The sequence below is a fragment of the Burkholderia sp. KBS0801 genome (assembly GCF_005937855.2).
In the GTDB taxonomy this organism is placed as follows: Bacteria; Pseudomonadota; Gammaproteobacteria; order Burkholderiales; family Burkholderiaceae; genus Burkholderia; species Burkholderia ambifaria.
On the sequence record NZ_CP042178.1, the window covers coordinates 1876686 to 1888329 of the forward strand.

Below are 11644 nucleotides of genomic sequence, written 5' to 3' on the forward strand. Positions count from 1 at the left end.
CATCGACTGTTCTACGCCGAGCCGGTGAAGATCGTGCGTGGCGAGAAGGTCTATCTGTACGACGATCGAGGCAACGACTATCTCGATGCTTACAACAATGTCGTCTGCGTCGGGCATGCCAATCCGCGCATCGTCGACGCCATTGCCCGTCAGCTCTCGATGCTCTGCACGCACACGCGAGCGTGTTGAAGATCCGGCCGCCGCTGGTATTCGGGTCCAACGACGCCGACCGTCTGCTGACGGAACTGGATACGGTGCTCTCCACGCTCTAATCGGTCGCATTCGGCACTCGACGCAGGGGCCGCTCCCGGGCGGCTCATGAAATCGCTCAGGCGCCCGCCTGGCCGTACGAATCGCGGATTCAACCATCGAACGCCCCGCCCAGTCGGTGCGAAACGCACCCGGCTCGACGATCGTCACGCGAATGCCTAGCGGCGCGACTTCATGAGACTGCGATTCGGACAGGGCCTCGACCGCGAATTTCGTCGCGCGGTAGTAGCCGGTCGCGGCGCACGCGACGGGCCCGCCGAGCGACGACATGTTGAAGACGTGGCCGCGGCGCCGCTGCCGCATGCGGGGAAGAATCCGCTGCATCAGTGCGTTGAGGCCGAACACGTTGGCCTCGAACTGCGCGCGGCGAGATACCCGTAGCCGGCGCTGTTCACGAGCACGTCGATCGCGCCGAAACGAGATCGCGCCTGCTCGACGGCACTTGCGATCGAAGCCGGGTCGGTGACGTCGAGCGGCAGCGGCAACGCGCGCTCGTTGTACCGGCGGGCGAGATCCGACAGGCCGTCGGGCTGGCGTGCGGTCACCACCGCGCGCCAGCCACGTTCGAGCACGGCTTCGGCGAGCGCACGGCCGATGCCGGACGATGCGCCGGAGATGAACCATACGGGCGAAAAACTTCGCCACCCGTGCCGATGGATCGCTGCTTGCAACGTTGGCCGCGCTTTATGCCTCAGGTGAATTGCGCACCCACATTGATTCGGTCTTTTCCTTGCCGAAGGCAAGCCATGCCCTTGCACGGAGCATGAGCGGCCACGTGCGCGGGAAGGTGACACTCGATGTAGCCGCTTAGCAAAGCCTACGTCCCGAAGCGGACCGCCGGCGAGAGCGTGAATGATTCGCGCATGTCGCGCACTTCCTCGACCGGTGTCCGCCCAAACAGGCGCTTGAACTCCCGGCTGAACTGGGACGCGCTTTCGTACCCAACTCGTCCGGCTGCCGCCGCCGCAGTCACACCATCACGGATCATCATGAGGCGCGCCTGATGAAGGCGGGTGGACTTGATGTACTGGATCGGCGATGTCTGGGTCACGGTACGGAAGTTGGCATGAAACGCAGGAACGCTCATGCCCGCTTCCTCGGCAAGACGCGCGACATTGAGCGGCTCCGCATATTCGGTGTGGATCCGCTTGAGTGCCCGCGCCACGCGTCCGAAGCGGCCGTGATGTGCCAGCGCGGCACGCATTGCCGCTCCCTGCTCGCCAGTGAGTACGCGATAGCAGATTTCGCGCACGATCGCCGGCCCGAGTACCTGTGCATCGAGCGGCTCTGTCAACGCTTCCAGCAACCGTATTGTCGCGCCCGCGAGGTTGCCGTCCAGCGGTGTGGAGACGATACCCGCTGGCGCCGCTTTGGGATGCTGCCTGGCCGCACCGATCTGCGCGATCAGTTCGCTCAGTTCGAGCAGGTCCAGCCGGATTGATACGGCAAGCATCGGCTCGTCTGGCGAGGCCTGCGTTTCCGTCGAGAACGGTAGCGGGACGGACAGCACGAGATAGTGCTGCGCATCGTAAACGTAGACCTCGTTTCCCAGGAATCCAAGCTTGCGCCCCTGGCAAACGATCACGATGCTCGGCTCGTACAACACGGGCGTGCGCCCGAGCGGGCGATCCGATCGCATCAGCCGCACGCTGTCGAGCGCCGACTGGGTGTAACCCTCGTTGGGCGCAAGTTTCTCCAGTAGCCGGACCATCCGGATGGAAACCGTTTTGCGAGTGTTCGGCACCACACTCTCCCGAAGTTTCGACAGACAGCATTTTATTCACCCCCGCTGTATGCGCCAACCGAGTCAATAGGATTAGGCAAAGATGGCATCGCTCCATGTATTCGCCTGCGATGCCGTCTTCCCTACCATTCATTCACCGGCCGATGAACACATAGCGCTTCTACAGGCCGAACTCCGGCAACGTCGTCCTCCGAGCTATCAGTGACAGGCGCGGCCAATTTCGAACCAACAACAGGAGTGTGAAAGATGGCAATCCCATCCACCGAGCCCAAAGTCATTCTGATCACCGGCGCAAGCAGCGGCATTGGCGAGGGCGCCGCCCGTTTGCTCGCCGCGCAAGGCCATCGGCTCGTGATTGGCGCGCGCCGCACCGACCGGCTCGTCGAACTGACGGAGTCGCTGCAGTCGGCCGGCGGCATCGTCCGCTACCGCGAACTCGATGTCACCTCATCCGAGGACGTCGCGGCCTTCGCCCGCTTTGCGCTCGGTACGTTTGGCCGCATTGACGTGCTTGTCAACAATGCCGGCGTGATGCCCCTGTCACCGTTGAACGCACTGAAGATCACCGAGTGGAACCGGATGATCGACGTAAACATCCGGGGCGTACTGCACGGCATTGCGGCGGTCCTGCCGGCCATGGAGCAGCAAGGCCAAGGCCAGATCATCAATATCTCCTCGATCGGTGGGCTGTCCGTAACGCCGACCGCAGCCGTCTACTGCGCCACCAAGTTCGCCGTGCGCGCCATTTCCGACGGGCTGCGCCAGGAGACCGACAAGGTCCGCGTAACCGTGATCTGCCCAGGCGTCGTGGAGTCCGAACTGGCCGATTCGATTTCCGACGACACCGCGCGGTCGGCCATGCAGGAGTTCCGCCGCATTGCCATCACACCCGACGCCATCGCCCGCGCCATCGCCTACGCCGTAGAGCAGCCGGCGGATGTCGACGTCAGCGAAATAGTCGTGCGGCCTACCGCCAGCCCGTTCTGAAAGTCGGGCACCTGTCACTCACCCCGATCTGGCAAACCATCAAGGAAACCATCATGACATCACGCAATCGAGAAACCGGAGCCTTCGCAGGCAAAGTCGCTATCGTTACCGGCGCGGCCAGCGGCATTGGCCTGGCGACTACGGAACTGCTCCATGCCGAAGGTGCAAACGTAATCGCGGTTGGGCGCAGCGCCAATGTCGAGGCGCTCGCCCGCCCCGGCATCGTGCCCCTCATCGCCGACGTTGCGCGGGAAGAAAGCGCCGTGCAGGCCGTCGCAGCTGCGGTGGATAAATTCGGCAAGCTCGACATCCTCGTCAACAATGCCGCGATCATCATCAACAAGCCCGTCGTTGAAATGTCGCTTGAAGACTGGAACAGCATCCAGTCAGTCAACGCCACAGGTGCGTTTCTGTTCTCACGGGAAGCCATGCGCGTGATGGTGCCGGCAAAGACCGGCGCCATCGTCAACGTGGGTTCGTACGCGTGCTATCAGGCTTTCCCGACGATCGCAGCCTATGCGGCCTCGAAGGGGGCGCTGGCGCAGTTGACGCGCGCCTTGTCGCTGGAAGCCATCGAGCATGGCATTCGCGTCAATGCGGTCGGCTCGGGCGACGTCATCACCAACATCACCAATCACATCCACGCTGACGGTCAAGCATTCCTGGCCGAGCACGGCAAAAAGGCGCCGATCCGCCGCGCGGCCCAGCCGAAAGAAATTGCAGAGGTGATTGCCTTCCTGGCATCGGAAAAGGCCAGCTTCATGGTTGGCGCCGTGGTGATGGCCGATGGCGGCATGAGCGTCGCACTCCCGTAAAGACATTGCACACCCAATCCTCCGCTACTCAAGGACTTTCATCATGAAATCAGCATCCCGTACCTGGTTTATCACTGGCGCATCGAAAGGCGTCGGTCAGAAGCTCGTCCATCATCTGCTCGAGCAAGGCCACCGCGTGGCCGCGACGTCGCGCACCGCAGCTTCGCTGACGGAAGCGTTCGGTCAGGCATCCGACGACTTCCTTCCGCTCGAAGTGGACCTTACCAGCGAACAGAGCATCCGACAGGCAATCGAGAAGTCCGTGCAGACATTTGGCGCCATCGATGTGGTCGTGAATAACGCCGGATACGCACAGCAAGGAACGGTCGAGGCACTGTCCGAAGGCGAGCTTCGTCAGAATTTCGAAGTGAACTTCTTTGCCCCAGTGGCTGTACTGCGCCATGCGCTGCCGCATCTGCGCAGGCAGCGCAGCGGACACATCATCAACATCTCGTCGATTGTTGGCTACCAGGGCGGATATGCCGGCTGGGGCAGCTACGTTTCGAGCAAGTTCGCGCTGGCGGGTTTGACGGAGTCGCTGGCCGCCGAAGTTGCTGAACTCGGCATTCGCGCCACGGTGGTGTATCCGGGCCCAGTGCGCACCGAATTCCTGTCGAGCGGCGCGCTGGCAGTGGCAAAGCGGCAGATCGACGACTATGCGGAGGCAAAGGCGTCGCTCGACCTGCACCTGGACACGCTGCACGGCCATCAGGCGGGGGACCCAGACAAGCTGGCACTGCTGATCATCCAGGCAGCCAGTGTCGAGACGCCGCCCCTGCATCTGTTCGCCGGCAAGATCGCCAACGAACTCGCAGCAGTCAAGGCTAACGCTGTCGCACAGGATCTCGACGCGTGGAGGGGCTCTTCCGAAGCCACCGACTTCGCGGACTGAGTCCGGGAGGAAGCCTCCGATACTGAAGGAGGCGCTGTCGCTTATCACATGCGGCCGGAGAAACACATCCGACGCGATGCGCGTTCCCGTCACGTCTTCCCCCCGCTATACGCGGCCCGCCCCGGCAGTCGGTACTGCTGCCGTACCCATGACCGAACAGGCGCGGGCACCCGCATTGCCGAAAAGGCGGTCACGCCCGTGCCCGCGGAAGGCCGCCGTTCCTTCAAACGGCTCGGGAACGGTAAATCGGCGACCGGCCGACCTGACTGATGCGATTCGGCGCTCCGGGGCTGGAGAGCGTGTCGGCAGTCAGTCCCTGTCGCTGCGCATCGCGGAAAATCATGAAAACGGTGGGCTCCGAAGCCGGGTACGGCACCGTACCGACTTCGATGCGGGCCGAGATCAACGTACACAGTGCGCTCGACGCGTCTGTTTCAGCGCGTTCGATACGCACGGTCCCGTCACGGCCCGCACTGGACAAATCGATGACGAAATCAATCATTCGGGCCTGCGCGCGCCTGGCCACCGCTGCAAGGCCAAGCCCGGCAGAATGAGTGATATCGCAGGCATTAGCCGTCATGTTCGCTTTCAAGGATTCGCGCCCCGTGAGACCGGCGGCGCGCATCGAGCCTCCTGAGACACCCGCAGCGGGAAGCGGACCGGTGCCCACGTTCGGCGCTCCGGATCTCAGACAGGAGAACATCATGAAAACTCCAGACGTACGCGTCGCGTCGGTCGGCTCGATGATGACCAGAAGCATGACGGCGGTTGGCCTGGCCCTGGCGATTGGCGGCATGTCCATGGCGTCGGCGCTCGGCGCGGACTACGGCGACTACGACGGTCAGCAGCATGGCCCGTATGACGGCTATCAGCATGATCAAAGCCAGCTACAGCAGCACCGCATGGACAACGGGTACCGGCCGCACCATGGACACCGATGGGATCACCGCGATCGGCATGCCTATCAACATCCGGACAATGTCTACCGTCGCGGCGACTACTACGACTCCCAGGACTATGTGTACGCGCCGCCCCCAGTCGTTTATGCCCCTCAGACGGCGCCGGGCGTCAGCCTGTTCATACCGCTCCGATTCCGGTAGCGTGCGGAATCGCACGGGACGTTGTCCGCTGAGCCGAATGGCAACGGAACCGGGACAGAACGCCGTTCGGTCTCGTTCGGTTTCCTTGCTTTCCGATTGCTGCGCCGGCAACATTTTTCCATGACGTTATTGCGGTTCCATTCCGTCCGGATTGTGCGACCGCGCGGAGGGCGACATGCACAAACCTGCCGAGCTTGCCGAAAAATTCTTCGGCATACCCTATGAATCGTTGGACGAGCGCACGAAAAATGTTGCACGCCTCATCGCGGAACGAAAGCACATAGCGAGAGACTCCACGCAAACGCTCGATGCAACGGCAACGCGCGGCCAGCGCGCAGCGGATGCCGTTGCGGCCTTCGGTGGGTCGTGGATATTCATCACGTGCTTTATTGTGGTCATGGTCGTCTGGGTCAGCCTGAATTCGCTGATTCTGGCAACGTACAGCAAGGCCTTCGACCCTTACCCGTATATCCTGCTCAACCTGTTTCTGTCGATGCTGGCAGCAATCCAGGCGCCCATCATCCTGATGGCCCAGAACCGGCAGTCATACAAGGATCGGGTGTCGGCCGAACACGATTATGAAATCAATCTGAAGGCCGAACTCGAGATCATGTTGCTCCATGAAAAATTGGACGGGTTGCGCGAGGAGCAATGGACTGAATTGCTGAACATGCAGAAGGAACAGCTGGCTGCGCTGAAGAACCTGCTCGAACCTGGCAGGACGTGAGCGATCGCGCATCGGGATCGGCGGCTTCGCGACGCCCCTTCTTCTTTTCCGGCAATCGGAACGTCGATGCAAGCAATTCTTCGCGGATTGCCGCGGGTGTCGCTTGACGACCGGAACCGGCCGAACCAGCCAGTCGGCTCCGGCACCATCGATGCGCTATGCGTATCGGCTTTCGATTCGTGTCAACGGGTACCCGTGCGGAACGTGCGGCCGCGACCATCGAATGCCTACCCTTCCGGACAAGGCGCCGCGCATGGCGCGATGTGGCCTTGGCGCAGGAGTTCGCTGGCGCGAGCGGCCCCCACCGCTTCGCTGAAACGGAAGCCTTGCGCGCTTGTCGCCCGATTCGTCGCAGCCAGCAGCGCGCGCTGTTGCTCGGTCTCCACGCCTTGGGCAATGACTCCGATCCCGATACTGTGCGCAAAGGTGACGATGGCGTGTATCGTCGCCGCACTCTCTGGATCGCTGGTTGACCGGTGGATAAGGGATCGCGCGATCTTGAGATGGTTCACGCGATAAGCCTGGACATACTCAAATGACGCGTAATTGCTACCGAAATCATCGATGGCAAGCTTCGCGCCGAGCGCATGCAACTGCGGGAGGATGTCGCTTTGTGCCCACGACAGCCTGGCCAGTGTCGCCTCGGTCACGTCGAATTCCAGATCGGAGGGGGCAAGGCGCCACTTCGCGGCCGCTTCAGCGACATCGCGCACGAACGTTTGAGTACTCCGGAGCTCGAACAGAGACAGATTGATCGCGATCATCAGCGGGGCCACCCCCTCGTCGCGCCACGTTCTCATTTGCCGGCACGCCTGATCCAGCACCCAGCGACCAAGCGCTGCCATGGAGCCTTCCCTCTCGGCGATCGGAATGAACACACCGGGAGCAATGAGGCCTCGCGTCGGGTGATGCCAGCGAACCAGCCCTTCCATTCCGAGAATGTTTCCGGAGGACAACTCGACCTCGGGTTGGTACTGGAGTTCCAGCTCGCCGCGATCCATCGCTCCTTTCAAGTCGTCGGCGAGTGCGACACGTTCGCGTACTTCGTGGTCCAGTTCGTCGGAATGAAAGCGGTACCGGTTGCCGCCGTGATGCTTCGCGCGGTGGAGCGCCAAATCGGTCTGCATCAGCATGGCGTCTGCTCCACTGTCGCCCTGGACGTACGCCCGGATGCCGATGCTCACCGAAATCCGCACATCGTTGCCATCAAGCAGATAGGGAGCCGCCAGCGCCGCCTGGAGCTTCGCAGCCAGTGCCCCGGCGTCCGCCGGCTCGATCATCTCGCCCTGCACCACGGCAAACGCATCGCCGCCCAACCGTGCAACCAGGTCGCTTTCCTGAACGCAATTCCCGAGACGCTCCGCCACCTCCCGAAGCAACAGGTCGCCGACCGGATAACCCAGCCTGTCGTTGACCGGCCTGAAGCGGTCGAGAGCGACAAACAAGATCGCAAACGGCATGGTGCCATGTCGGGCCGCGGCGAAAGCGTGGCGCACCCGCGCGAGGAAGCCGGCACGATTCGCCAATCCCGTGAGCGCGTCGGTATGAGCGAGCCGCGCGATCTTTTCCTCCGCCGCCTTGCGCTCGGCAATGTCGATGATGATCCCTTCGACTTCGATTAGCCGTCCATCCTTGTCGCGGACCGGAACATAGCGATTCTCGACACAACGGTAAGCGCCGTCGCCAGTGCGCAAGCGGAACTCGATCGAGACGCCTTCGGTGTCCTTGTCCAGTATTCGCGCCAGCGCCGCATCGACTCTGGCCTGGTCGTCCTGCGCGACAAGCTCGTTGGCCCAGACTGGCGAAGCGAGCAAGGTAGCGCGGTCGTGGCCGAACCTGGCGATGTCATGCGATATGTAGATGAGCGGAAACGACGGCACGCCGCGCAGACGGTAAAGGATGACCGGACTGTTCTGGACGATGATGTTGGCTTCGGCAAGCGCATTGATTCTTTCCTCGACGAGCTCTCCCAGGTCGCCCGTCTTGAAGGCCGCCTCTTTCGTCATCTGCCACTTCGTGGTCAGCACGCTGGCCGTCTGACGGACCTCGATGTTGTTCAATGGCTTCTTGAGAATGAGCAGCCGGTCGTCTGCGCCCAGGCGCCTGGCCAGGGTGCCCCAAGGGGGATCGGAATGCGGGCTGCATAGGGCAAACTGCAGCTTCGGATCCACTTGCCAGAGTCGCTCGATGGTCTGAAGGCAGTCCCAACCGTGCAGCATGTGCGTGTCGACAAAGGCCATCGCATAGGGTTTGTCCTCCTCCAGCGCACGCACGACCCGCTCCAGCGCGTCCCGGCCCTGATAGGCGGAATCGATCTGAAACGCCGCGCGACCGGCTGGAACCTCGCCGAACAACGGCGCCTGGGTTGCGGCCAGCGCAGTTTCGCCGTCCAGTGGCCGAGCGAGGATCTTGCGGAAATTCTGGTGCGCCGCAACGTTGTCGTTGATCACGAGGATGCGACGATTGACCGAATCGCTCTGTACGCTCACGCAGGACCCTTGACGGTGCCAGTGGTGGGTCGACGGCAACGGTTTCGCCTTTGCAGGCGTCATCGCACCGTGTCTGCCGGAGCGCACGCGCCTGGGCAGCCAGTGCGGTTCCATGTAAGCCCCGGCGTGAGGCCCAGACCGTGCCTCCCCCTGTCCGTGGTGAAGCCTGGATTGAAAACGCATGACAGGTTCTCCCCGCAATCCCGCTAACGGTCGCCGCTGAATCGAATCGATCTCAAGTTGCGCCCCACAAAAAGCGCCTGAGCACGTATAGGGACGCATCGATCCCGCCCAGCGCGATCGCATTCGCATCGAGCCGATCGGCGGCGTGGGGTCGCTCGAAGCCTCACGGTGACGGGTCGGGCCGCAGATACACGATTGCTTAGGACAGTTGGACGATTCCGGCCGATCCACGCTGGCAGCGATGTTGATTCAATACGTCAACGTCGACTCACCGCGGCACCGCTGTACGTCGGGCCCCGCATGTGTTGGGTCGAAATCAGCCCCAAAGATTGGCCCAATTTCGTCAGACGATCGAAGTATAGTCGCGCGCATCGATCTGACAAACTTTCGTGACCGGGAATCTCATTCGCGCTTGACGGCGAATGGACGGTCGGACGCGGTATGGTCGGGTTGGGGGACGGGTAGCCGCGCACCTGATAGACGCCGGGCACATCGCAGCAGCCGACCAAACGATGGCCACCACTTTCCGCTGGGGCGCACATGAAATCAATCAGCGGGGCCGAGCAGAACGTCAATCGCTGCCTGCCCAGCGATCTCGGCAACAAGGTACGCCCAGCGTCGGGTAAATGGGCCGTTTCGAAGCGGTATCCGATGCCCATGCGCGCCAAGTATGCCGAGATTGTCGCGCCCCTTTATCTGGAACATGACATCGAACATATCTGGAGCGGATGGGATCAGTTGGATATCAATTTCAAATCCGCGGTACTGGATCGTGCGCTGCATGACAACCTCCGCTACTTGGAAGGAGCCTAGCATGAATGAAATACGCTTGAGATCGCCGGCGTGCGTGTCGAGCACCTGGAGGAACGAATATTTGTCCGACGTACTATCCGCCAAGCACGGCGTCCCGTTGTAATCGACGATGAAGCGACAATCCGCACTGCGAGTTCGCCGTCGGCAGCCAATTCGCATTGTCGAATGCCTGCATCCTCGGCTTCACGTCACATCCGCGTAACTCGCCAACGCTTGAAACGCATCGGCCTTTCCGTTCGGGTCGATTCGACACCCTGATCTGCATCGATGGGCACGCACTCTGTACGCTTTCGTACCGCGTTGATTGCGCATTGCCGGTACCGTGTAAAGCATGCCGGATATCCGTTACGACGTCGCGACAGCGAACCGCGTGAATGAAAGGGATCGGCACGCATCGCCCGTCATCCGCGGGCGAGTGACTGGACGCCACCGCACGGCTCGCGATTCAGCCGGATCATCGGCATGCCGCGCATCGATCTGAAGAGAACATCATGTTACGAAGCACCAAGGCATTACACGGAAGTGCGGTGCGTGCAAAGGACGGAGACATCGGACACGTCAATCAAGCCTACTTCGACAACGACTGGTGCATCCGTTACCTCGTCGTCAAGACGGAGGACTGGCTGCACGAGAGGCAGGTGCTCATCTCGCCCTACTGCATCAAGCACACCGACTCCCGGTCCAGCACGCTGCATGTCGACCTCACGCGCCAGCAAGTGGGAGACAGCCCGGCTCTGGACACACACCAACCCGTATCCCGCCAACACGAGATCGAATACCTGAGCTACTACCATTATCCGCGCTACTGGGATGGCCCGAACCGGTGGGGCATGGACGCATACCCTACGTCCGGTTCTGCCACCCTGTCGCGAGAACTCGAGGCCGGAAATCCGCTCCCCTCCCTCACAATGCCCCGCGATGTGCCGGCCGATGCGCCGACGGATACGCATCTGCACGGCACCAGCAGAGTCAAGGGCTATCGGCTCGAAGCCACGGCCGGACGCATCGGCCACGTGTCTGACTTCGTCTACGACGATGAAGCCTGGGTGATCCGCTATCTCGCAATCAGTACGCGAAACTGGTGGTTGACCAACAAGGAAATTCTGATCGCGACGCACTGGCTCGACCGGGTGAACTGGGCCACGGAAACGGTATCAACCGCGCTCAACCGCGACTCGATTCGCCACAGTCCCGAATACGACGATTCACAGCCCGTCTACCGAAGCGACGAGATTGCGTTGTATCAGTTTTACGGCAAGCATGGCTACTGGCTGAATGCCGAATCATCCTCGGCCCGCGGGACGCTTTGATGCCACCAGCATGACCGCTGCGGCCCTCGGGGGTCGTCCATCGCGAACTCTTTATCGGTTCGTATCGAAAAAGCTACGTGTTCGCGTTCATGCCCGTCATTTCGAGTTCGACTTTTTGCCGAGACGCGCCGGGCGAGCGGCGTAGTCATCTATCTACGTTCGTCTCGTCCGTCGGCCAATCGCCGTCGCGCACTTCGATTAGATCCACCATCTCGACCTACCTCCCCATTTGGACGCCGAGTACCGACGCACCCGAGTCATCGCGGCACACCGTTCGGCGGTCGATGCCGGCCAGGCCTGGCGACCGCGATTTC

General features: G+C 61.8%; 12 protein-coding genes and 1 pseudogene. 7 read left to right on the plus strand and 6 right to left on the minus strand.

Annotation, left to right across the window (positions count from 1 at the left end; genetic code table 11):
* Positions 1-435: 435 nt before the first annotated feature.
* A pseudogene (locus tag FFI87_RS34965) lies at positions 436-594 on the minus strand (SDR family NAD(P)-dependent oxidoreductase); the annotation flags it as partial.
* The gene (locus tag FFI87_RS34970) at positions 594-941 is read right to left on the minus strand and encodes an SDR family NAD(P)-dependent oxidoreductase (protein WP_261378579.1); all 348 of its coding nucleotides are present in this window, start codon (positions 939-941) and stop codon (positions 594-596) included. The gene FFI87_RS34970 and the pseudogene FFI87_RS34965, both read right to left, overlap by 1 nt.
* Before the next feature lie 2 nt (positions 942-943).
* Here FFI87_RS34970 and FFI87_RS34975 point away from each other — a divergent pair, with 2 nt between their 5' ends.
* Entirely contained in the window at positions 944-1081 is a 138-nt protein-coding gene (locus FFI87_RS34975; RefSeq protein ID WP_324287485.1) for a zinc-binding dehydrogenase, read from the plus strand.
* Between the two features lie 6 nt (positions 1082-1087).
* Here the strand turns inward: FFI87_RS34975 and FFI87_RS25290 are convergent, their stop codons facing one another.
* Positions 1088-1981 (minus strand): AraC family transcriptional regulator, encoded by an 894-nt coding sequence (locus tag FFI87_RS25290; protein ID WP_012365738.1) that lies wholly within the window; start codon positions 1979-1981, stop codon positions 1088-1090.
* Between the two features lie 279 nt (positions 1982-2260).
* Between FFI87_RS25290 and FFI87_RS25295 the strand changes: the two genes are divergently transcribed.
* Genes FFI87_RS25295 through FFI87_RS25305 form a run of 3 tightly spaced genes read left to right on the plus strand, consistent with a single transcriptional unit; the run spans position 2261 to position 4708 of the window.
* Positions 2261-3001 (plus strand): SDR family oxidoreductase, encoded by a 741-nt coding sequence (locus FFI87_RS25295; RefSeq protein ID WP_138848613.1) that lies wholly within the window; start codon positions 2261-2263, stop codon positions 2999-3001.
* A 53-nt stretch (positions 3002-3054) separates the two neighbouring features.
* The gene (locus tag FFI87_RS25300; RefSeq protein ID WP_012365736.1) at positions 3055-3816 is read left to right on the plus strand and encodes an SDR family NAD(P)-dependent oxidoreductase; all 762 of its coding nucleotides are present in this window, start codon (positions 3055-3057) and stop codon (positions 3814-3816) included.
* Between the two features lie 43 nt (positions 3817-3859).
* Positions 3860-4708, plus strand: a complete 849-nt coding sequence (locus FFI87_RS25305) for an SDR family oxidoreductase (RefSeq protein ID WP_012365735.1) — start codon at positions 3860-3862, stop codon at positions 4706-4708.
* Positions 4709-4931: 223 nt separating this feature from the next.
* Here the strand turns inward: FFI87_RS25305 and FFI87_RS25310 are convergent, their stop codons facing one another.
* Entirely contained in the window at positions 4932-5414 is a 483-nt protein-coding gene (locus FFI87_RS25310) for a hypothetical protein (protein WP_138848612.1), read from the minus strand.
* On the opposite strand from FFI87_RS25310, the gene FFI87_RS25315 reads away from it, so the two are divergent.
* On the plus strand, positions 5413-5808 hold the full coding sequence (locus FFI87_RS25315) for a hypothetical protein (protein WP_138848611.1): 396 nt from the start codon (positions 5413-5415) through the stop codon (positions 5806-5808). The genes FFI87_RS25310 and FFI87_RS25315 overlap by 2 nt on opposite strands.
* A gap of 175 nt (positions 5809-5983) precedes the next feature.
* Positions 5984-6535 carry a DUF1003 domain-containing protein gene (locus FFI87_RS25320; RefSeq protein ID WP_012365732.1) on the plus strand — a complete coding sequence of 184 codons (552 nt, stop codon included), beginning with the start codon at positions 5984-5986 and terminating at the stop codon, positions 6533-6535.
* Positions 6536-6762: 227 nt separating this feature from the next.
* On the opposite strand, the gene FFI87_RS25325 is transcribed toward FFI87_RS25320, so the two are convergent.
* Both FFI87_RS25325 and FFI87_RS25330 read right to left on the minus strand, forming a co-directional pair.
* Complete coding sequence (locus FFI87_RS25325; RefSeq protein ID WP_261378580.1) at positions 6763-9024, minus strand: EAL domain-containing protein; 2262 nt, start codon at positions 9022-9024, stop codon at positions 6763-6765.
* 729 nt (positions 9025-9753) lie between these two features.
* On the minus strand, positions 9754-9990 hold the full coding sequence (locus tag FFI87_RS25330; RefSeq protein ID WP_041490159.1) for a hypothetical protein: 237 nt from the start codon (positions 9988-9990) through the stop codon (positions 9754-9756).
* Positions 9991-10511: 521 nt separating this feature from the next.
* Here FFI87_RS25330 and FFI87_RS25335 point away from each other — a divergent pair.
* Positions 10512-11330 carry a PRC-barrel domain-containing protein gene (locus FFI87_RS25335; RefSeq protein ID WP_138848609.1) on the plus strand — a complete coding sequence of 273 codons (819 nt, stop codon included), beginning with the start codon at positions 10512-10514 and terminating at the stop codon, positions 11328-11330.
* Positions 11331-11644: the final 314 nt, after the last annotated feature.